Raw genomic sequence first — 20,529 nt, 5'->3', positions numbered from 1 at the left:
TTTTGCATGGCCCGGTGATTGCCGATGCGCTGCATCGGCCACGCGCCGCCATTGCCTCACCCGTCTCGACCCGTGCCTGAAGGAGCAAGCACCCGTCCCCGCAGACCCTTGTTGTTCTTGCAGCCCTTGCGGCTGTTGTTGCCTGTTGTCCCTGTGTTTCACACCAAAGCACCAACCCAACGCGCCAGTCACTGCACTGCGTCGCGCTTTACCCCTGGGAGGGGGAAAGTCATGAAGAATCACCGCACCGTCTCCACCCTGCCGGCGCGCAGCCTGTTGTGCTGCGCCCTGGCCGCCTCGTTGTTCGCAACCACACCGGCCATGGCCCAGTCCAGCAACGCCACGTTGCGCGGCCAGGTCGCTTCCGCGCAGAGCGGCAGCGAAGTCGTCGTCACCAACATCGCCACCGGCTCGGTGCGACGCGCGCCGGTCAATGCGAACGGCAACTACACCATCGTCGGGCTGCAGCCGGGCACCTACAAGGTCGAATCCAACGGCATCAGCCGCACGGTGACCCTGTCGGTGGCCTCCAGCGCCATCGTCGATCTGGGCACCGAGACGGCCGCCGCGCCGGCCGGCGATGCGACCACGCTGGATACGGTGACGGTCAGCGCGCCGATGATCCGCGACGTCAAGACCTCCGAGGTGGGCAACACCATCAGCGCGCGCCAGATCCAGCAGTTGCCGCAGGCCACGCGTAACTTCCTGGAGTTTGCCGATACCGTGCCGGGCATGGTGTTTCAGGTCGACGGCAACGGCAACACCAAGCTGCGCGGCGGTGCATCCAATGCCAGCGCCGGCAATCTGTATATCGACGGCGTGGGCCAGAAGAGCTACGTGCGTAGCGGCGGCGTCGCCGGTCAAAGCGATACGCAGGGCAATCCATTCCCGCAGCTGGCGATCGGCGAATACAAGGTCATTACCTCCAACTACAAGGCCGAGTACGGCCAGATCAGTGGCGCGGCGATTACCGCAGCCACCAAGTCGGGCACCAACGAATTCCACGGCGAAGCGTTCTATCGCTATACCGATCAGGACCTGCGCGACAAGCGGCCCGACGAAGAAGCCAACGGCAAGATCGATTCGCAGACCAAGGAATACGGCTTCGCACTGGGCGGGCCGATCATCCAGGACCGCATGCATTTCTTCGTTGCCTACGAAGGCAAGGAAAACGTGGCGCCCAAGAGCGTGCAGCCCAGCTCCGAGGCGGCGGCCTTCGTCAGCCAGTTGCCGGCCAACCTGGCCAGCCAATATGGCCCGGCCAACATGCCGTTCGAGGAAGACCTGTTGTTCGGCAAGATCGACTTCGAGCCCACCGATCGCGATCGCATCGAACTGAGCACGATCTACCGCGACGAGACGCAGACCGCCAACGTCGGCGGTACCAACACGCTCGCCCAAGCCACCGACAAGATCAACAAGGACAAGCGCACCAACCTGCGTTGGCAGCACAGTGCCGACAACTGGTTCAACGAGGTCATCGTCGGCACCGAAAACTCGGAGAACAACCCAACCCCGCGCACCCTGGGCAACGGCATCGTCTACACCTATTTCCAGCCACGTGCCGGTTCCACCGATATCGATGAGCGCACGTTCCTCACCACCGGTTCGGCTGGCGGCAAGAACGCGCAGCGCAAGAGCCAGAAGGGCTGGTTCATCCAGAACGATCTGACCTTCACCAGTTTCCAGTGGCATGGCGAACACACCATCAAGATGGGTGTGAACTACAAGGACATCGAGCTCACCTCGCAGGATTCGGCGGCGTTGAATCCGCAGTTCAGCTATCGCGTCAATGGTGGCAGCGTGGAATCCACGCCGTATCGCGTTGACTTCATTGCGCCGTACACCACGCCCGGCCAGCGCGCCACGGTGGTCTCGCCGTCCAAGCAGTACGGCATCTATCTGCAGGACGACTGGGCCGCCACCGACAAGTTGATGATCAACATCGGCGTGCGCTGGGATTACGAAGACACCCCGGCCTACACCAACTTCGTCACCTCGCAGGCCTTCGTCGACGCGCTGTACGCCAACGACGCGGAAAATCCCGGCCAGCCGTGGGCCAATCGCCTGCTGCCCAGCGGCATCAACGTGGCCGACTACATCAGCACCGGCAACAACCGCAAGAACTTCAAGGATGCCTGGGCGCCGCGCTTCGGCTTCTCGTATGACATCTTCGGCGACGAAGCGGCCATCGTGCATGGTGGTGCGGCGCGCTCGTACGATCGCAACCTGTTCGAACAATTGGCGCTGGAAACCAGCAAGGCGGCGTTGTCGCCGGTAGCGGTGTATTTCGAAAATCCGGCAACCCAGCAATGCTATCGCGCCGACCGCACCTGCGTGGCGTTCGACCCGCGCTACCTCAACGGCATCGACCAGCTCAACACCATTCCCGGTGTGTCCGGCAGCGCCGAGCTTTTCATGTTCAACAACAAGCTCAAGACGCCGTACAGCGACCAGTACAGCATCGGCATCACCAACCAGGTGGGCGACTGGCTGACCGATGTGACCTTCCAGCGCATCCTGAGCTACGACGGTTTTGCGATGGGCCTGATCAACCGCTATCCGGATGGCTCCTACTTCCAGAACGGCAACGTGCCGTGGGGCGAGCCGGTGCCGGGCTACCAGAACACCATCCTGGGCAGCAACGGCCTGGAGCAGCGCAACAGCCAGGTGCTGTTGTCGGCCGACAAGCCGTACACCAAGGAATCCGGCTGGGGCCTGACCTTGTCCTACACCCACACCAGCGCGCGCCAGAACCGCAATATCGATGAGCCCTACGGCTTCGACAAGGCCACGATCCACGACTACCCGTTCGTCAAATCCGACGCGGTGGCCGCGCATCGCTTCGTCGCCTCCGGCTCGATCGACGGCCCGTGGGGCGTGACCTTCGGTGCGAAGCTGGTGTTGGCCACGCCCGAGCCGATCAACACGATCGCCTGCTTCGGCTTCACCGATCCCGATGGCGCCACCTGCCAGCAGGTCGGCGTCACCCCGCCGGGCAGCGGCAAGTTTCTGGTGGGTGGCGATATCTGGGGCTACCGCACGGTGGACTTCCAGGCCACCAAGGAATTCACCGTGGTCGGCGACTTCAAGCTCAACGCGCGCGTGAACCTGCTCAATGCGTTCAACTTCAAGAACTACAGCGCGTACGCCTACAACGGCTTCGGCAGCAACGGGCAGTTCGATCCGGACATCGCCATCAATACCAGTGGCGAGATCAACTACGTGCCACGCAGTGTCGTGCTGGAGATCGGCGCCAAGTTCTGACGTACCTTGCCACATGCGCCGGGATGGGCATGTGGCCTGTCGAACGGGGCCAACTGGCCCCGTTCGCGTATTCGTCCGCTGTTCTTGCTCAGGAATGCATCGGCATGATTCCCGCTCCACTTCGCAACATCGTCATTGTCGGCGGCGGTACCGCCGGCTGGATGGCGGCCGCCGCGTTTGCGCGCGTGCTCGGACCCACCTTCAAGGTGCAGCTGATCGAGTCCGAACAGCTGGGCACCGTCGGTGTGGGCGAAGCGACCGTGCCGCATATCAAGGCCTTCAATAACCTGCTCGGCATCGATGAGGCCGAGTTCGTGCGCCAGACCCAGGGCAGCTTCAAGCTCGGTATCGAGTTCGTCGACTGGCAACGCCCCGGCAGTACGTACATGCATGGCTTCGGCAGCCAGATCGGGCACCCGCTGGGGCTATTGCCGTTTCACCAATACTGGATCAAGCAACACGCGCGCGGCAAAGCGCAACCGCTGGGTGCGTACACGCTCAATACCGTGGCGGCTGCGCGCGGCAAGTTCATGACCTCGGCCGGCGATGTGCCGGCCAATTCGCCACTGGCCAACATCGCCTACGCCTACCACTTCGATGCCACCCAGTACGCGCACTTTCTGCGCCGGTATTCGCAGCAGCGCGGCGTCACCCGCATCGAAGGGCTGGTCGAGCAGGTGCAACTGCATCCGGAAAGCGGCCATGTGCAGTCGCTGCAGCTGGCGTCCGGGCAGACGGTGCATGGCGACTTGTTCATCGATTGCTCCGGCTTCGGTGGGCTGCTGATCGAGCAAGCGCTGCACACCGGCTACCACGACTTCACCCATTGGCTGCCGTGCGATCGCGCGCTGGCAGTGCCCTGCGAAAAGGTGGGCCCGCCCACGCCGTACACGCGCTCCACCGCGCACGCAGCCGGCTGGCAGTGGCGCATTCCGCTGCAACACCGCACCGGCAACGGCTATGTGTATTGCAGCGCGCATATCAGCGACGACGAAGCCGCCGCCACGCTGCTGGCCAATCTGGATGGCAAGCCGCTGGCCGACCCGCGCCCGCTGCGCTTAACCACCGGCCGGCGCAAGCAGTGCTGGAACCGCAATGTCGTCGCGCTGGGCCTGGCCAGCGGATTTCTGGAGCCATTGGAATCGACCAGCATCCATCTGATCCAGTCCGGCATTTCCAAGTTGCTGGAGCTGTTTCCGCGCGAGGGCATCAGCCCGGTGCTGGTGCAGCGCTACAACGACCGGCTGGCGTTCGAGTTCGACCGCATCCGCGATTTTCTGCTGCTGCACTACCACGCCACCGAACGCGACGACAGCGCGTTCTGGCGGCACTGCCGCCAGATGCCGATCACCCCCGAGTTGCAGGCCACGCTGGACCTGTTCCGCGACAGCGGGCGCTTCTATCGCAATGCCGAAGAAATGTTCGCCGAGATCAGCTGGGTGCAGGTATTGGTGGGCCAGGGCATCCTGCCGCAGGGGTATCACCCCTTGGTGGACCAGGTGCCCGACCGCGACGCCGAAGGCTTCCTGGCCAGCGTGGCGCAGACCATTTCGCACTGCGTGGATGTGATGCCGAGCCACCAGCACTTCATCGACCGCTATTGCAAGGCAGCGGCAGTGCCGTAACGGGCCGGCGGTCGGGCCACCGGCATCTGAAGTCGGCACCTTCAGTCCCGGGCACCGCGTGCGCTCGGTGGACTGCCGATAATGTTCCACCTGCCCTCGCCGCTGTTCTCAGAACATCCGATGAGAGGCGCTGGTTGTCGGCGATGCGGAGCCGGCTTGGCGGGCGCCACGGCAAGCCGCACGGGCCCGCTGCGTGCCGATGCCACGCACTCATCGAGAAAGCGGCCATTGGCGGCGCGCAAACGCCGTGCAAAAAAAAGGATCGGGCATAAGGCCCGATCCCTTCGAAAACCGGGACAAGCCCGGTGGACAATGAGTGGCACAGCTTCCGACTGACATCGGACGCCGGCATGTTAACGAGACTTTCACGTTAAAGCAATGCTTTAAGTAAGCGGATGCAACTTATTGATTTTGGAAGATATGGTAGTTGGCTCGTTGACCGAAGCGGCTCAGGCGGATGGGGTCTCATCCCGCTGCGCTGGCATTGGTCTGTGACGCACTGACGGACGCTTGATTGGGCACGCCAGCAAACGCCGGACGCACACTGTTTGCCAAGCAGTCATTCTTTCGACGACGGACAGCTGGGCGGCGGCGCATCAATGGCGTGACGCTCAACCGCACCGCGTGCGTCCTTGGTCAACGCATAGACGTCCAGACGGCAGCGCCCGGAGCCGAAGTCCAGATGCGCCTCATAGTCGACGCCTGATTCCGGGACGAAGGTCCGCGTGCTCACACACGTCGGGCCATGGCCGGGCGGTGGCGAACATATCGCACGATAGCCCGGAGGCGCCTTGGGACATGGTGGATTGGTGACAGCGCCTGCCTTGAAGCCCACGACCATGGGCTGACCCGCGCGCACCGCCAGTTCCAGTGGATGCTTGGGCGTATCGCTCAGTCGCGGCATGCCCAAATCCTGGCCGCCAAGTACCAGTGCGCGCGCTGCCCGACCGAAGCCGGGAACATTAGTTTGGTCGCAGGTCGTGCCTGGATAGATCACCGTGTTGCCATCGTCACCGACGATCCGCAGGCGCGTTATCGCGCCATCGGTCGGCTCGTCGTAGCGGAACAACTCTGGAACATTGGCCACCAGAGAACAGGCACCGAGCGTGATGCACACACCGACGACAGTACTCACTCGACGCAACAAAACCCGCATGACGCAGTATGCAAAATCGGTGCCCGTGCTGACAGTGAGCGACGAAAGAAACGCCGCTCAATACCGTTCCTGGTCGACGTTGTGCAGAGACACCGCGTCTGAACGCTTGCAGGAGATGGTCACCGCCAAGGTCGCCCGCCATTCCAGCTTCGCGATTTCACCTGCGTTGCAACAGCAGATCGTCTCCTACCCGCTGTAGGTGATTCCCCCACCATCAGCCGCCACGCCGTGACGAGGGGTTCAACCAAGCGGCTCAACTCGGTCCCGGTGCTGCGTCACCGCCGCGCGGATCTCGTCCTGGATGGCGTTCGCCGCCGCTGCCGGGTCGCTTGCCAGGCGGATCGGGCGGCCAACGACGATCGCGTCGGCGCCGTCGGTAAAGGCCTGGGCCACGCCCACGGTGCGCTGCTGGTCGTCGCCGACCGGGCCGCCGGGGCGGATACCCGGGCACACGATCGAAAAGTCCGGACCGGTGGCACGGCGGATCGGGCCGGCTTCCTGGCCGGAAGCGATCACGCCATCGATCCCGGCGGCCTGTGCGGCCAGCGCGCGCTCCACCACCACGTCCACCGGTTCGCGGTCGATGCCCATTGCCGCCAGGTCTGGGCGGCCCATCGACGTCAGCACGGTGACCGCCAGCAGGCGCATGTCGCCATGGTTGGCGTCGGCGGCCGCCTGCAGCATGCCGGCGTGCCAGCCGTGCACGGTGCAATAGCTCACCGGCCACTGCGCCAGGCGGCGAATCGTGCCGGCCACGGTGGCGGGAATGTCGAAGAACTTGAGGTCCACGAACACGCGCTTGTCGCGCTTGGCCAGCGCATCGAGCACGTGGAAGTACTCGCCCGATGCCAGCAACTCCATGCCGATCTTGTAGAAGGACACCGAATCGCCGAGCCGGTCCACCCAGGCGATCGCCTCGTCGTGGCTGGGCACATCCAGCGCGAAGATCAGCCGCTCATGCGCGGCCAGCGGCAAGCGCGCGCGGCTCATCGGGCCACCTCCAGCGCAGCGCGCTTGGCGTCGTGGCGCTTTTGCCAGGGCTGCGCATAGTCGTTATTGAACTGCGCCGGCTCCCAGCCGCCGTAGCTGGGGTTGGGCAGCATCCACCAGCGTTCGCCGAACCAGTCGTGGTACTGCTGCAACAACGCGCCACGCGCCTGGCCGGTGTTGGCGGTGACCTGCACGAAGTCGCCCAACTGGTCGCCGAACTGCATCAGCACGCGGTACTTCTGTCCGGCCAGCTGGCGGCGGCAGTTCTTTTCGCTGCCGTTCTGCTCGCAGCCGGGCACCACCGTGCCCAGGCCGAGAAAGACGCTGTCGTCGGCCACCGGCAGGCCCACGCTGCGCAGATTGGCCAAGGTGGCGTCCTTCAGGTGCACCGCGCGGTTGGAAATGTAGATCAGGGTGATGCCGCGGGCGTTGGCGGCCTTGGCGAAATCCACCACGTCGGGGATGGCGGTGGCCTTCTTCTCGGCCACCCACTGGTCCCAGCTCAGCTCGTCGTATTCCTTGCCATCGCGCAGCAGGCGCGCCTGATAGGGCGAGTTGTCCAGCACGGTCTCGTCCACGTCCAGCACCACCGCCGGCTTCAGGCCGGTGGCGGCGTTGCCGCGCTCTTCCGGCACCAGCGCGTCCCAGTTGGGCTGCTTGAGCGCGGCATCCAGCTTGTCGGCAGCGGCGCGGTAGGTCTGCTCGGCCACGGCGCGGTATTCCTCCGAGCGCTGCATCCACAGCACCGCGTTGAGGTTTTCGTCGCCGGCCGGGATGGCTGCAGCAGCGGCCGGGGAGGCCTGTTTCGCCGAAGTGGCACTGGCTGCCGCGTTGGCGGACACGGCAGCGGCTTGCGCACGCTGGCCCGTCTCCTCTTGGCCGGGCTTGCAGGCGCTCAAGGCCAGCGCGGTGCAGGCGAGCAGGGATAACGGTGCGTAAAGCGAGGGGCGCATGGCATCCACCAGAGCAGGAGCGGCAATGAAGCCCGCGATTTTAGCGGGTTCGCGTGGTGCTGCCCTGCTCGTTTTCGCCGCCGACGCGCGCGCCGGCCGACCTGGCGCGTTGCGGGGCTTGCGGCATGCGACATCGCTCCATTGCCTGCACGGTTGGCTCGCCCGCTGCGGGGCACGCGGACCTGGCGCCCTCCGGCCAGCAACACGCTGGTCGATGACGCCGGGACACACGCAGCGGGGGATGGCCGCAGCACCATCACCACACGGCCCGAGCGCGGCGTTGCACGGCCAACGACGCGCAGACCGCCAGGCACGGGATCGGCATATCCTTCCCTGCTGATTGCCCAGGAGCTGCCGCATGACAGAGACATCGTCCATCCCCGTGCTCGATACCGCCCAGGCCCGCGTGCTTGGCTGCCTGATCGAAAAAGAGGCCACCACCCCGGACGCCTACCCGCTCACCGTCAACGCCGCGCAGGTAGCCGCCAACCAGAAGACCGCGCGCGAGCCGGTGCTGAGTCTGCAAACCGGCGTGGTGCATCACGCGTTGCGCCAGCTGGAAACGCTGGGACTGGTGCGCCAGCAGTTTTCCTCGCGCGCCGAACGTTACGAGCACAAGCTGAGCAGCGTGCTGGACCTGACCCGCCAGCAGGTGGCGTTGATCGGACTGCTACTGCTGCGCGGGCCGCAGACGTTGGGCGAGCTGTACGCACGCAGCGAGCGGCTGGCGCGCTTCAACGATGCCGACGATGTGCGCCATCACCTGGAGCGGCTGATCCAGCGTGACCTGGCGGTGCAATTGCCGCGTGCCAGCGGCCAGCGCGAAGATCGTTACATGCATCTGCTCAGCGGCGCGCTGGATCTCGACGCGCTGCAGGCCGCAGCTGCAACGCGCGAGAGCGCGCCGCGCGGCGCCGACACCGCTGCCCTGGAAGCGCGGGTGCAGAGCCTGGAAGAGCAGCTGCAGGAACTGCGCGAGCAAGTCAGCGAACTGCGCGCCCGCGTGGGCGAGTAAGCGAGAGGAGCGAGCGGCCCGCGCAGCCGCCAACCGCGCGCGACCGATGCCTGCTGCAGCACCGACCACGCGCGTACTGCGGTGACTGTGCGCAGGTCCTTGGCTCACCGCCTGCCAGGCTGTGAGCCATGTCGGGGTGCCCCGGCGGTCGGTACTGGCCGGATCACGCCGTCGCCGGCACCCGTTCCAGCACGCCGCCCGCGTAGTCGGCCTGGAACGGCAGGTCAGGCCGATGCGCGTAGCCGATGAAGCAGTCGCACCGCGTGTTGGGGCAGCTGCGGGTACGCAACTGCGCCGCGAAACTGCCGTCGTACAGATTGCCCAGCGGCGCATCGACGAAATGACAGCGCCGCACGGTGCCGTCGCCATCCACCGACAGCACCGATTCACCGGTCAGGCAGGGCGCACCGAAGCTGGGTGGCGGAATGAGGTTGTAGCCGAAGTGCGGATCGATCCGGCTCAAACGCTGCACCTGCTCGGGCGTGTAGTAGTCGGGCGGCCGCGGATCGAAAGCGTTGAGCCACATCGGCGTGGTGTCGGGCAAAGCTGCGCGTAGCGCCTCGATCTCGTCCATGTGCGCGTGCGCGGCCACCATGCCCACGCTGTGCCGCACGCCGCGTTCGCGCAACGCCTGACAGCGTTGCAGGAAGGCCGCGCGCGTCACCTGGCTGGGGTGGTAGGTGCACCATAATGCCAGGCGGTCGAGATTGGCCGCGTCGAGCCAGCGCAGGCCCACGCACAGATTGGTCTGGATCGCCACGCGGCGCAGCTGCGGCAGCTGGCTCAGCTGCACCATCGCCTCGCGGTAATGCCGCCGCACCAGGCCTTCGCCCCAGGGCGTGAACAGGATCGACAACGGCCGCGTCTGCGCCTGCGCCCAGGCGACGAACCGCGCCAACTCCTGCGCGTCGCGACGCAGTGCGGCGGCGCTGTCGTAGGTCTTGGCGAACGGGCAGTAATCGCAGCTGTAATTGCAGCTGCTGAGCCGGCCGCGATAGAGCAACGACAGATGCATCGGCCGCCTACCCGACCTGGTACTGCTGCATGCGCTCGACGATCGGCGCCGAGGTCAGCCACGGGCCAATGGTATCGGCGCGCTCCATGCCGGCGGCGGTGAGCGACAGCAGGCTGCCCTGCCACTGCGCCAGCCCCAGCGCCAGCAACTCCTGCAGCTGCGGCAAGGCATCCAGGCAGTCCATGCCGAAACGCTGGCGGAAGTCATCGCGATCCAGCCCTGGCACCACCAGCAGCGACTGGATCGCATGCCGCCGCCGCGCATCGTCGGCGTCCAGCGCAATGCCGTAGTCGGCGCGTGCAAAGCTGGCCGGGTCGCGCTGCAGATAGTGTTCGAGTATATCCGCCACCGAGCGCCGGCTCACCCCGTATTCGCTGGAGTAATGCAGCCCGGCGGTATACGAGCGCGCACCGCAGCCGATGCCGACCATGCCATCGCTCTGGCAGCAGTACACAGGCGCGTCGCCATCGGGTGCATGCGGGGCGCGGAACATGCGCATCGAAATCTGGGTGTAGCCGGCTGCCAGCAGCCGGTCGCGCCCGGCCCGGTACAACGCCAGGCGTTCGTCCAGTGGTTCGGGCTGCAGCACGAAGCTGCGTCGCCCGCCGGCCTTGGCCTCGATCCGGCCCAACCCGGTCATCGGCCGCACGTACAACGGATACAGATACAGCTCCTCGGGCGCATGCTGGAGCGCGCTGTCGATGGAGGCCAGGAAGCTTTCCACGGTCTGCCCGGCGATGCCGTAGATCAGATCCAGGTTCAGCGTGGTAATGCCCTGCGCGCGAATGATGTCGATCGCACGTTCCACCGTCTCGCGCTGCTGCGGCCGCACCAGCGCGCTCACCTCGGCGGCACTGAAACTCTGGATGCCCATGCTGACGCGGTCGATCCCGGCCTGCCGCAACACCTGCAGCTTCTCGGCATCGACGGTTTCCGGCGAGACCTCGATCCCGGCCGGGATGGTATCCAGCGCGATCGTCGCGTGGCGCGCCACCATGTCGAACACGCGCCGCAATTGCGCCGCGTCCAGATAGCTCGGCGTGCCCCCGCCCATCGCAAAGCGCACGAAACGGTGCGCGCCCAGCGCCTGCACGGTGGCCTGCAGTTGCCGTTCCATCTGCGCCAGGTAGGCCTCCACCTGCGCCGGCGCTGGCCGTGCCAGCGCGAACAGGTTGCAGAACCCGCAACGATAGGAACAGAACGGGATGTGCAGATACAGGAACAGCGCCTGCCGGCGCTCGTCGGCCCACACCTGCGACAACGGCACCGCCGGCTGCAACGGCCGATAACTGGTTTTATGCGGGTACGAATACGAATACGCCTGATACGGCGGCAAGCGCAGCAGATCGGCCAACGACGGCAAGCTCATGGGGTGACCAGGAAATGGGCATAAGGCACGGTCATCACCACCTCGTGGGCCAGACGATGGCCATGGTAACCATCCTCGCCGTAGGCGGTGCCGTGATCGGAACAGATAATGGCAAACGCACCGCCGCGCGCGCGCAGCGCCGCAAACAACGGCGCCAATGCCGCATCGACATAGCGCAGCGCGGCGCAATGGCTTTCGAAATCGTCGCTGGCCGCACCGGGGACATAGTGCCGGTTGGGCTGGTGCAGGGCCGAGACGTTGACGAACAGGAAGCAGCGCGTGTCGCGCAACGCCGGGTCGCCCAGGCGCGCGCAGGCCAATGCCACTTGATGCTCGGTGGAGTCGATCGCGGTCACGCCGAAGTCCGGCGTCCAGTGGCTCTCCTGGAACAGGCCGGGCAGCTGCCGACCGAGTGCGTTGCGCTTGTTGAAAAATCCGGTGCCGCCGATGCACAGCGTGTGGTAACCGCAGCGCGCCAGGCCATCGACGATGTCGCCGCTGTCGGCAAACACCTGGGTCTGCGCCACGATGGTCTCGCTGCCATCGAAGGCCAGCGCGAACAGGCGCGGATGCGGGCCCTGGCGGGCAGGCGTGGGCAGGAAGCCGGCGAAGAAGGCCATGTGGGCGGCGTAGGTGAAGCTGCCCGGGGTATGCCGCCGTTCCCAGCCATCGGCCGGCAGATACGGCGCCAGCACCGGCAGTTCGCCGCGCGCAAAGCAGCGCTGCGCGGCGTCGTAGCGCAGCGTATCCAGGGTGATGAACACGATATCGCGCGCACCGACGATGGCGTGCATGTCCGGCAATTGCTCAGCCATGCCGTCGTCTCCCGTCGCCGGCATCGGCATGGGTAGCAACCGTGCCGAGTGCCGCCTGATCTTCGTAGGTCGTTCGCCCCTGCCAGCGCAGCTCCGGCAGCAGGTCACCGAACCCATTGGCTTCCAGCACGTGGCAGCGCCCGTCGCGCTGGATCAGGTCGAAGCCGATCATGCGGCAGTCGGCAAACACGCGCGCGGCCTGCGCCACCGTGGCCGACACCAGCGCGTCCACGTCCGCGCCCTGCCACGCCTGCGCTGGCAGACGCGTATTGCCCAGATGCAGATTGGTCAGCGCGCCGCGGCTGGCGCGTGCCACGCGTTGCCGCGCCACGCCATCCAGCGCGACGACCCGCAGGTCGTAGTGATGGCCCGGCAAGCCGGGCGCGCGCGGCTTGGGAATCCACCGCTCCAGATAAGCGCCCTGCGCGGCGATCGCATCCACCAGCGGCGCAATCTCGGTGCGTTGGGTGTAGTGGCGCTGGCGCAACGCATTGAACACCCGCACGCGGCCCTGCTCCACGACCAGCTCGGCCGAGCCGCTGGCGATCTCACGCCCGTCGCGGTGCCAGCGATACGCCAGCACGCCGGCGCCGGACGATCCATAGCGCGGCTTGAGAAACGCCTGGCTGCAGCCGCTGGCCTGCAGGCAAGCGCGCATCTCGGCATAGCTGCTCACGCTGCCCAGCAGCGTAGGCACAGCCACGCCTGCGGCAGCCAGGCGCTGCTGGCAGGCGAGTTTGTCCGTCATCGCCAGCAGGCCGGCCGGCGGGTTCAGATACTGCGCGGCCGGCAGCGACGCGAGCAGGTCCGCAAACCCGGCGTACCACAGCTGCTGATGGGCCAGCTCGCCATGCGCCAGCGGTGCCGGCGCCGCGCCCTGCGCTCCCAGCCGACGCCAGCCGCGCAGCACCAGCGCCTGATGCACCTCAGGCGCCTCCCCGGGCGATTCGAGCTTGACCCGCGCGGCCGGGTGGCGTGCCAGCCAGTCCTGCAGCGGCGCTGGCGTCTGCAGCAGCTGCAGATAGTCGAACACCGCCGCCGCAGGATGTCCCTGCGCCTGCAATGCCTGCTGCAGGGCCGCGATCCTGCGGCTGTCCTGTGGCCCCACCACGACCCAAGGCACGCTCACCTCATTCGGAGACGGCGACGTAGCGCTCGTCCTCGTCTTCCTCTTCGGGATCCTCCAGGATCACCGTCACCGGCAGCGCTGCCAGCCGGGCCTGCCAGTCGGCAGAAATGTAGTGATGGCTCAGATCGATCCGCTGCAGCTGGCCCAGTTGGGTGCTTTCGACCAGCGCGCGCGCACCGGCATCACCAATGGTGCCCAGCGACAGGTCCAAGGTCTCCAGGCCACCGAGCCATGGCTGGGTCGCCAGCCAGCTGGCCAGTTCATCAGTGTTGGCGGCGTTGCGCAGGCCCAGATAGCGCAGCCGTTCGGGGCCGATCGCCGCCAGCAACCGCTGGTAGGTGCCCAGGTCGCCATCGAAGCCGTAATCCTCCACGCCCAGCCACAGCTCCAGGCGCTGCAGGGCCGGCAGCGTGGAGGCGGCGATCGCCTGCACGATCGCCGATGGCAGACCGCCGCATTCGATCGCCAGTTCCTGCAGCTGCGCATGCGCAAACGGCGTCAGCTTCAATTGCGAGGAGCCGCGCACGCGCAGCGACTGCAGCGCCGGAAACGCGGCCAGCAGAGGCGTGTAGTCGGTCTGGATGATCCAGGAGATCTCGCAGTCTTCGTAGGTCATGTCGCCGACGAACAGCGCGCGCAGCGCAGGCAATTCGTCACGGCGTTCGATCAAGCGCTGCAGATAGCCGCTGGGGCCTTCATCATGCGATTCGCGCCACGAGCCGATGATCAACGCCTGGATGCTGGCCGGATCGACCTGCGCCAGCAGGCTGTCGAGCAGCGCCGCCTGGGTGTCCTCGCCTTCGTACTCCTGCCGCAGCCGGTACACCACATCGCCGCCGCTGGCCGGCTGATCGACGCTGAAGTCCACCACCCGCTTGCCACGATAGAATTCCGAATACTGACCAATCGTCATTGCATTGCCTCCCTGGCTCGGTGAGCGGGCAGGATACCCGCACATCCATGGCAGCCTCGTTAAGCGGGGCTGCCCGTTCCATTGCCCACCACCGATCGTCCGCGCAGCGGCCGGTCGCGCGTTCTCTCGAAGGATCGACCGCATGCAAGCCCCGTCTGATGCCGCCGCGCGTGTTCGCGCCACCGTCCACTCCGCCACCAGCGGGTTGATCGAACGCGATCAACTGGCCGAACTGATCGTGCTGGCAGCGGTGGCCCAGGAACACCTGCTGATCATCGGCCCGCCGGGCACCGCCAAGAGCGCGGTGGTGCGCCGCGTCGCCGCCGCGCTGGGCGGGCGTTATTTCGAATATCTGCTGGGTCGCTTCACCGAACCGGCCGAGCTGTTCGGCCCGGTGGACCTGCGCAAATTGCGCGAGGGCAGCGTGCAGATCGATGTCACCGGGATGTTGCCGGAGGCGGAGATCGCCTTCCTCGACGAAGTCTTCCTGGGTTCCACCGCCATCCTCAATACCTTGCTGGGCCTACTCAACGAGCGCCGCTTCCGGCGTGGCCAGACCGACCTGCACTGCCCGTTGCGCCTGTGCGTGGGCGCGGCCAACGCGCTGCCGGAAGACGATGCGCTGGCGGCCTTCAGCGACCGCTTCCTGCTGCATCTGTTCGTCGACCCGGTGGCCGATCACCAGCTGGAGGCCTTGCTCGCCGGCGGCTGGCAGGCCGAGCGCGCACCGCTGCAACACACCGCCGGGCTGGCCGACCTGGACCTGTTGTGCGCGCAGGCACGCATGGTGGACATGGATGGCGCACGCACGGCGCTGGCCGCGGCGATCCGGACATTGCGCGGCGCCGGCATGCAGCTCTCGGACCGCCGCCTGGTCAAGACCCAGCGGCTGATCGCCGCCGCCTGCGTGCTGGCCGGACGCACCCAGGCCAGCGAGGCCGATCTGTGGCCGCTGTTCTATGTGCTGCCGACACGCGAGCAGCAAACCAGCGCACAGGACCTGCTGCGCGGCACCCTGGCCGCTGCTGCCAATCCCACCCTGCGCGCGGCCGTCGAACAGGCCGCCCTGCAACCGCTCTCGCGCACTGCGCGGCTGGTCGAGGCCGCCCAGTGCTGTCTGCAGGATCCGCACACTCCGGCCCTGCGCACCATGGCCGAAGCCTTGCTGCGCGAGATCGATGCCAACTTCACGGCCGCCTCGCTGCCGGCCGAGCTGGCCCACGAACGCACGCGCCTGATCGAGCAGATCGGCAGCGGCGCGTGAACTGGTCGTGGCAGGACGAGCCGGTGCCGGTCGCCCCGCAGGGGGTGATCGGCGTGGGCGATGCCGCACGCGCGTTGCTGGCGGCATGGGAGCGCGTGCCCGACGGCGCGGGCTTGCTGGTTAGCGCCACGGCGCACGCCGTGCTGCTGACCGGCCCTGCAACGCAGCTGCCCTGGGCCAACGGTGTGCAATACGTGGCACCGCGCGCGGACGCCGCCGGCCTGTGGTTGCCCACCGCCGAACGCCCCGACCTTGCGCTGGAACTGCTGGAGCGTGCGCTGCGCCGCCAGTACGGGCTGCAGCCGTTGTTGCTGCTGCGCTCACCTGCGCTGGTGCTGCCACTGCATCGGTTGCTGCCGGCGCGTCCCGAGGTCGTGGCGCAGATCCGTCAGCACTGGGAGGCCGCGTGAGTGCCGCGCTGCAGCTACCCGCCCCGCTACAGGCCTGGCGGCTGTGGCTGGACTGGTTCGACCCGGAAATCGCCTCCCAGCTCGGCACCTGGCTGCTGCGTCTTGACCCCTTGCTCGGCCGCGACAGCCTGCGCCGCGCCGACGGAGACGCCGAGCCGGACGGCATCGACGACCTGCGCCGACGCGGCAGCTACACGCATCTGCTGCTGAGCGAGTGGGCACTTGCCGACGCATTGCCGGAGGAATTCCTGCGCCGTGCCGCACACGCCGAACACCTGTTCCTGGTGCCCCGCATGCAGGCGCGCGCGCGATGCCCGTCTGGTGGCGATCTTCGATGCCGGTCCGGCGCAATGGGGGGCGCCGCGTCTGGCGCAGATTGCGTTGTGGATCCTGCTGGCACGCCGTGCGCAGTCCGCCAATGCGCGCTTTGTCTGGGGCCTGGCGCATCTGCCCGGCGACCTGCACGACGCCGACAGCCCCGCCCGGCTGCAACAGCTGCTGCAGGGCCGCACGTTCGAGGCGACCGGCCTGCAGCATGCGCTGGCCTGGGCCACGCAGTTGGCAAGCGCGACGCCCACCACCAGCGAGTGCTGGTGGATCGGCGCGCAGCCGGTGCATGCGGCACCGTTCCACCACCAGGCCGGCATCGCGCCTGCGGCCGATGCGCATCTGCAGGTGATGCTGCAGACGCGCCACGGCACCCGCAGCAGCCTGTTGCCGGTGCCTGCGAGCATGGCCGCCAGGCAGCTGCTGCGCGGGCATTTCATCGACATGCAACGCCCTGCCGAGGCAGACACCGCGACACACGTGGTCAGGGGCAAGTTTTCGCTGCGCCATGCGCCGCTGTTCAGCCCGGACGGCAGCCATGTCGCGCTGCTGCTGGCAGACGGCTGCCGCAGCGCGATGGTGAAGGTGCAGCCCGCCGACATCGCCAAACGGGTGGCGCCGCGCTACCACCAATGGGCGCAGGGCGGTCAGCCGCTGTGCCTCGCGGCGCAGAACAGGCACGTGGGCGGCATCGTCGCTATACGGGAGCAGGCCGGGTTCTGGAATCTCGAGGGCATGCGCGGCTCCATCGAGGCCGGCGGGCAGAGCATCTGCCCCGCGCCCGGCCAGGTGCGGCTGCGTCCGTGCGTGTGGCTCAACAGCGGCGGCATGCCGCAGCGGTTCCTGTTGTGGGACCAGCACAGCCGGCTGATGACGTGGACGCGCGATACCAACCGGCGGCAGCGGGTTGCGCAAGGCAGCGAGATCGCCGGGCAGGTGGTGGCGTTGGCGCAAAGCGATGCCGAACACGCGGTCTACGCCACTCATGCCGCTGGCGAATTGCGGCTGCTACGCCTGCACCGCGCTGGCAAGCAGGACCTGGTCCTGCAGCTGGCGCTGGGGTCGCGTCCGCCGGTCGTGTTGCTGCGCAGCCTGCCCCAGGAGGGTCAATGGCGTGGCGCCATTGCCCTGGAACTGGCAAGCCGTCAGGCCGGTGGCGACCGCTCGCTGGCGTACCGGGTGCTGCACGGGGGGCCGGCCGATGGCTTTCAGGAATTCGAGGCGATCGTGGCATCCGGCGACAGACCGATTGGCCTGATCGGCGACCCGGACGCACCGCAGCACAGCCTGCTGCTGGTACTGCGCGCCGATCGTCGCGCGCTGCTCGCCATCGGGGCCAGCGGCCGGCGGACACTGCATCGTGCCGCCAGCGAGATCAGCGCCGCGGCGGTGTCCAGCGATGGCGCGCGGGTTGCACTGGTCACCCTGCAGGGGCAGGCGTGGATCCTGGGCGATGGCGGGCTGACCCCGCTGATGGTCGTGCAGGGCCAGGCCGAGCAACCCGGCCATGAGTAGTTCCGCACGCACGGACAACGCGGGCGCCAGCGTGCGGTACCCGCTGTGGCATGGCAGCCAGATGGTATCGGCGCTGTGGTTCTCGGCAGCGTGGCTCAGCCCGGACCAACGCCTGGCCAGGCTAGTACGCGCCTGGCAACCCGGTAGCCGGGCGCTGCGCTTTGCCGACGGCGATGTGCTGTGCTTCGCTGCGCCGCGTGCGCTGGTTTGCGAGCAGGCGCCCGGCCTGGTGCTGTGCCAGGTGCATGGCGGCCTGTTCTCCGGCGCGCTGACCGCCGCCGAGGCGGCGCAGTTACCCTCCGCCGATATCGGCCTGGTCCATGGCGCCCAGGTGATCGCCTTGCAGTGGCAACACGCGGTGGCGCTGGATCCATCCGAGGCGATCGACGTGTCCGGCTACCCGCTGCACATGCCCTACGACTGCAGCCCGGGCGAGCCACCGCTGGAGGTGGACCGGCTGCGCGGCAAACCGCTGCGGCAACTGCTGGGCAATGCCGTCCCACCAGCCAGCGCCGAGCGCGATGCGTTTCTGCACGCGCTGAAGACGCAGCGCCCCGGCGTTGAGAACAACACGCTGTGGCAACGCCTGCTGGCGCGCGCTCAGCGCACCCTGGGCAGCGAGCACGCACCGGCATCGCAGGGATCCGCAGCCACCGGGCACAACGCTGCCGTGCCGGCACGCCGGGACGCAGCATCCGTGTCGGCGTGGCGCACGCGGCTTGCCCGCGCACTGGTTGCCTCGCGGATGGCCAGCCTGGTCGGACGTCACCAGGGCGCCTACATGCGCCGGATGCTGCGCCAGTTCGACACTGGCGATCTGGACGAAGCCTTGCGCAACGCGCTGCCGCTCGATGGCGTGGGCGAGTCGTTGGGGCAGGCGTTCGGGGTGCCCCAGCGGCGCAGCGACCTGAGTCTGTCACGCACGCGCGGCGCCGGCACCAGCATCGGCCTGGGCGAAGAGCTGCAGGCGCATCTGCGCGCGACCTATCGCAGCGCCTTCGCGCGCCTGGACCGAGAGGGGCAGATCGATCGTGCGGTGTTCGTGCTGGCCGAATTGCTCAATGCGCGCCAGGAGGCGCTGGACTATCTGGTCAAGCACGCTCGCTACAAACAGGCCGCGGAGCTGGCGCTGGGCTGGGACATGTCGGCGGCGATGATCATCCGGCTGCTGATGCTGTCCGGCGACCACGCGCGTGCGGTGCAGGTGGCGCGCCGCGATGGCGCCTTTGCCGCCGCCATCCAGCTGCTGCACGGCACCGAGCGCGCGCTGGCCGACGCGCTGCGGCTGGAATGGGGCCAGGCACTGGTGCAGGCCGGCGACTGGCTGGCCGCCGTGGACGCGGTGTGGCCGCTGCACACTGCGCGCAACCGGGCCGCGCAGTGGCTGTTGGCCGCGGAACAGGCCGGCAGCACGCTGCGCGCACGCGCCCTGGTCAAGCGCGCGCAGCTGTTGCCAGACACGCTGGAACAGTACGCCGACCGCATCGCCGCGCTTGCGGACCCCACCGCCGATCCGGCACCGCGCAGCGAAATGGCAGCAGCGCTGCTGGTGGATGCGTCCCCCAACCGCTGGCTGCAACAGCTGACACGGCAGTTGCTGCCGGCGATTGCCGCCGATCATGCCCTCGCACGCAACAGCTTGTCGGTCGGCGATCTGACCACGCTGCTGAAACTGGCCAACGACCCACTGCTCAGCGCCGATATTCCCGCCTTCAAACCACACGTCACGGCCAGCCAATCCAAACTATGGGACGGCGCCACCACCCTGCGACTGCAGGCACCGCAGGCCGGTCTGGCGGCCATCCACGATGTGGCTGCACTCCCGGGTCGCCGTTATCTTCTGGCCCTGGGCGAAGCCGGTGCGGCGGTGGTGGACGCGCACGGGCGCCTGCTGCGGCGCTACCCGGCGCCTGCATTCGGTGTGGTCATCGCCGACAGTGGGCAGGTCGCCCTGGCAATCGCACCGCGTGAGCGCGTGTCCACCGTCCATCGGCTGGATTTGATCACCCATGCGGTGCGCGACCTTGGCCAGATCGCGCTGCAGTACGCCGCGCCCAGCTACAGCGGAATCGGCTGGAGCATCGTGGTCGACAACCGGCTGCTGGTCGTCGATACCGACAAGGATCTGCACCGCGTGCTGTGGCACGTCGGTGACCTGCCCGGCCCGGTGATTGCGGCGGGATTCTTCAGCGATTGCGAGGTGTATCTCGTGCAGGCCCGCGAGCACCTGGAAGACTGGACCTACAGCCTGCCTGCGCGACGCCTCAAGGCGCGCGAGTCCCTGCGCGTTGAGCCGCAAACGCCGCTGCTCGCGCATCGGCTGGGCAGCGTGCAGCAAGCGGATGTGCGCGCCGATCCCGATGGCGACATTTGGCTGCACTACCAGCACTCCGGCAGCGCCCGTCAGCGCCGTTTGCACGAACGCAGCGCCGCATCCGGCACGCCGGATGGCTCAAACGTGGTGGCGCTTGAAGCGGGATTCCTGGTTGGCCTGCATTGGCCGCATGGCTCGCGCTATCTGGTGGTGCGCCACCAGGACGGCGGCATCGTTGCGTCGCTGGACTGGCCTGCGGGCATCGCGGTCAAGGTGCGCGAGCAGTCCGGCCATCTGCTGTTCCACGACGCGCACGGCCGTTTACTGGATCTGCAGACCGATCGCTCGCTGACCCATGCCATGTCCTTCCTCGGCTAGCGCATGTGAGAATCACACGCTGGGGCAGGCGCGAAGACGCAACGCCAGGCGGATGCATTGCGCCAAGCCCCATG

Annotated in this window: 15 protein-coding genes and 1 pseudogene; 8 read left to right on the top strand and 8 right to left on the bottom strand. The window is 67.4% G+C overall.

Annotation, left to right across the window (positions count from 1 at the left end; translation table 11 throughout):
• Positions 1 to 231 precede the first annotated feature (231 nt).
• Both ACCQ03_RS00890 and ACCQ03_RS00885 read left to right on the top strand, forming a co-directional pair.
• Complete coding sequence (locus tag ACCQ03_RS00890) at positions 232 to 3,267, top strand: TonB-dependent receptor domain-containing protein (RefSeq protein ID WP_150147290.1); 3,036 nt, start codon at positions 232 to 234, stop codon at positions 3,265 to 3,267.
• Positions 3,268 to 3,290: 23 nt separating this feature from the next.
• The gene (locus ACCQ03_RS00885; protein WP_057679780.1) at positions 3,291 to 4,892 is read left to right on the top strand and encodes a tryptophan halogenase family protein; all 1,602 of its coding nucleotides are present in this window, start codon (positions 3,291 to 3,293) and stop codon (positions 4,890 to 4,892) included.
• 559 nt (positions 4,893 to 5,451) lie between these two features.
• Here the strand turns inward: ACCQ03_RS00885 and ACCQ03_RS00880 are convergent.
• Positions 5,452 to 6,048, bottom strand: coding sequence for a hypothetical protein (locus ACCQ03_RS00880; RefSeq protein ID WP_150147288.1), 597 nt, complete (start codon positions 6,046 to 6,048; stop codon positions 5,452 to 5,454).
• Between ACCQ03_RS00880 and ACCQ03_RS00875 the strand changes: the two genes are divergently transcribed.
• Complete coding sequence (locus tag ACCQ03_RS00875; protein ID WP_139790920.1) at positions 6,047 to 6,247, top strand: hypothetical protein; 201 nt, start codon at positions 6,047 to 6,049, stop codon at positions 6,245 to 6,247. The two genes, ACCQ03_RS00880 and ACCQ03_RS00875, sit on opposite strands and share 2 nt — an antisense overlap.
• A gap of 41 nt (positions 6,248 to 6,288) precedes the next feature.
• On the opposite strand, the gene pyrF is transcribed toward ACCQ03_RS00875, so the two are convergent.
• Both pyrF and ACCQ03_RS00865 read right to left on the bottom strand, forming a co-directional pair.
• Positions 6,289 to 7,038, bottom strand: a complete 750-nt coding sequence (gene pyrF / locus ACCQ03_RS00870; protein WP_057679824.1) for an orotidine-5'-phosphate decarboxylase — start codon at positions 7,036 to 7,038, stop codon at positions 6,289 to 6,291.
• Entirely contained in the window at positions 7,035 to 8,000 is a 966-nt protein-coding gene (locus tag ACCQ03_RS00865; RefSeq protein WP_209227453.1) for an HAD family acid phosphatase, read from the bottom strand. Before ACCQ03_RS00865 ends, pyrF begins: the two co-directional genes overlap by 4 nt.
• A gap of 349 nt (positions 8,001 to 8,349) precedes the next feature.
• On the opposite strand from ACCQ03_RS00865, the gene ACCQ03_RS00860 reads away from it, so the two are divergent.
• A complete protein-coding gene (locus ACCQ03_RS00860) occupies positions 8,350 to 9,006 on the top strand; it encodes a YceH family protein (RefSeq protein ID WP_057679826.1) in 657 nt (218 codons plus the stop codon).
• Between the two features lie 163 nt (positions 9,007 to 9,169).
• Here ACCQ03_RS00860 and ACCQ03_RS00855 read toward each other — a convergent pair whose 3' ends face one another.
• Genes ACCQ03_RS00855 through ACCQ03_RS00835 form a run of 5 tightly spaced genes read right to left on the bottom strand, consistent with a single transcriptional unit; the run spans position 9,170 to position 14,247 of the window.
• Positions 9,170 to 10,021, bottom strand: a complete 852-nt coding sequence (locus ACCQ03_RS00855; RefSeq protein WP_209227452.1) for an STM4011 family radical SAM protein — start codon at positions 10,019 to 10,021, stop codon at positions 9,170 to 9,172.
• Between the two features lie 7 nt (positions 10,022 to 10,028).
• Positions 10,029 to 11,390: an STM4012 family radical SAM protein gene (locus tag ACCQ03_RS00850; protein WP_057679828.1), complete on the bottom strand. Its 1,362-nt coding sequence runs from the start codon at positions 11,388 to 11,390 to the stop codon at positions 10,029 to 10,031.
• Positions 11,387 to 12,205, bottom strand: coding sequence for an STM4013/SEN3800 family hydrolase (locus ACCQ03_RS00845; RefSeq protein WP_209227451.1), 819 nt, complete (start codon positions 12,203 to 12,205; stop codon positions 11,387 to 11,389). Before ACCQ03_RS00845 ends, ACCQ03_RS00850 begins: the two co-directional genes overlap by 4 nt.
• Positions 12,198 to 13,316, bottom strand: a complete 1,119-nt coding sequence (locus tag ACCQ03_RS00840) for an STM4014 family protein (RefSeq protein ID WP_209227481.1) — start codon at positions 13,314 to 13,316, stop codon at positions 12,198 to 12,200. The genes ACCQ03_RS00845 and ACCQ03_RS00840 overlap by 8 nt, the downstream gene beginning before the upstream one ends.
• A 19-nt stretch (positions 13,317 to 13,335) precedes the next feature.
• Positions 13,336 to 14,247 carry an STM4015 family protein gene (locus ACCQ03_RS00835; protein WP_057679830.1) on the bottom strand — a complete coding sequence of 304 codons (912 nt, stop codon included), beginning with the start codon at positions 14,245 to 14,247 and terminating at the stop codon, positions 13,336 to 13,338.
• Positions 14,248 to 14,389: 142 nt separating this feature from the next.
• Here ACCQ03_RS00835 and ACCQ03_RS00830 point away from each other — a divergent pair, with 142 nt between their 5' ends.
• From ACCQ03_RS00830 to ACCQ03_RS00815, 4 genes and pseudogenes are all read left to right on the top strand, one after another.
• Positions 14,390 to 15,511: an AAA family ATPase gene (locus tag ACCQ03_RS00830; protein ID WP_209227450.1), complete on the top strand. Its 1,122-nt coding sequence runs from the start codon at positions 14,390 to 14,392 to the stop codon at positions 15,509 to 15,511.
• Positions 15,508 to 15,921 (top strand): bpX5 domain-containing protein, encoded by a 414-nt coding sequence (locus ACCQ03_RS00825; RefSeq protein ID WP_039569919.1) that lies wholly within the window; start codon positions 15,508 to 15,510, stop codon positions 15,919 to 15,921. The genes ACCQ03_RS00830 and ACCQ03_RS00825 overlap by 4 nt, the downstream gene beginning before the upstream one ends.
• Positions 15,918 to 17,763, top strand: a pseudogene (locus tag ACCQ03_RS00820) (hypothetical protein). The gene ACCQ03_RS00825 and the pseudogene ACCQ03_RS00820 overlap by 4 nt, the downstream one beginning before the upstream one ends.
• The gene (locus tag ACCQ03_RS00815) at positions 17,756 to 20,455 is read left to right on the top strand and encodes a bpX6 domain-containing protein (protein WP_209227449.1); all 2,700 of its coding nucleotides are present in this window, start codon (positions 17,756 to 17,758) and stop codon (positions 20,453 to 20,455) included. Before ACCQ03_RS00820 ends, ACCQ03_RS00815 begins: the two are co-directional and overlap by 8 nt.
• The last annotated feature ends 74 nt before the right edge of the window (positions 20,456 to 20,529 follow it).

The sequence above is a fragment of the Xanthomonas sp. NCPPB 3569 genome (assembly GCF_041475645.2).
Lineage (GTDB): Bacteria > Pseudomonadota > Gammaproteobacteria > Xanthomonadales > Xanthomonadaceae > Xanthomonas > Xanthomonas phaseoli.
This window is presented reverse-complemented; position numbering and strand designations above follow the sequence as displayed.

What these genes read in the sequence shown, in the direction of transcription:
- ACCQ03_RS00875 (WP_139790920.1), top strand. Translation starts at nt 6,047, where the DNA reads ATGACGCAGTATGCAAAATCGGTGCCCGTGCTGACAGTGAGCGACGAA.
- ACCQ03_RS00830 (WP_209227450.1), top strand. Translation starts at nt 14,390, where the DNA reads ATGCAAGCCCCGTCTGATGCCGCCGCGCGTGTTCGCGCCACCGTCCAC.
- ACCQ03_RS00850 (WP_057679828.1), bottom strand. Translation starts at nt 11,390, where the DNA reads ATGAGCTTGCCGTCGTTGGCCGATCTGCTGCGCTTGCCGCCGTATCAG.
- pyrF (WP_057679824.1), bottom strand. Translation starts at nt 7,038, where the DNA reads ATGAGCCGCGCGCGCTTGCCGCTGGCCGCGCATGAGCGGCTGATCTTC.
- ACCQ03_RS00815 (WP_209227449.1), top strand. Translation starts at nt 17,756, where the DNA reads ATGAGTAGTTCCGCACGCACGGACAACGCGGGCGCCAGCGTGCGGTAC.
- ACCQ03_RS00890 (WP_150147290.1), top strand. Translation starts at nt 232, where the DNA reads ATGAAGAATCACCGCACCGTCTCCACCCTGCCGGCGCGCAGCCTGTTG.
- ACCQ03_RS00880 (WP_150147288.1), bottom strand. Translation starts at nt 6,048, where the DNA reads ATGCGGGTTTTGTTGCGTCGAGTGAGTACTGTCGTCGGTGTGTGCATC.
- ACCQ03_RS00845 (WP_209227451.1), bottom strand. Translation starts at nt 12,205, where the DNA reads ATGGCTGAGCAATTGCCGGACATGCACGCCATCGTCGGTGCGCGCGAT.
- ACCQ03_RS00835 (WP_057679830.1), bottom strand. Translation starts at nt 14,247, where the DNA reads ATGACGATTGGTCAGTATTCGGAATTCTATCGTGGCAAGCGGGTGGTG.
- ACCQ03_RS00860 (WP_057679826.1), top strand. Translation starts at nt 8,350, where the DNA reads ATGACAGAGACATCGTCCATCCCCGTGCTCGATACCGCCCAGGCCCGC.
- ACCQ03_RS00855 (WP_209227452.1), bottom strand. Translation starts at nt 10,021, where the DNA reads ATGCATCTGTCGTTGCTCTATCGCGGCCGGCTCAGCAGCTGCAATTAC.
- ACCQ03_RS00885 (WP_057679780.1), top strand. Translation starts at nt 3,291, where the DNA reads ATGGGCATGTGGCCTGTCGAACGGGGCCAACTGGCCCCGTTCGCGTAT.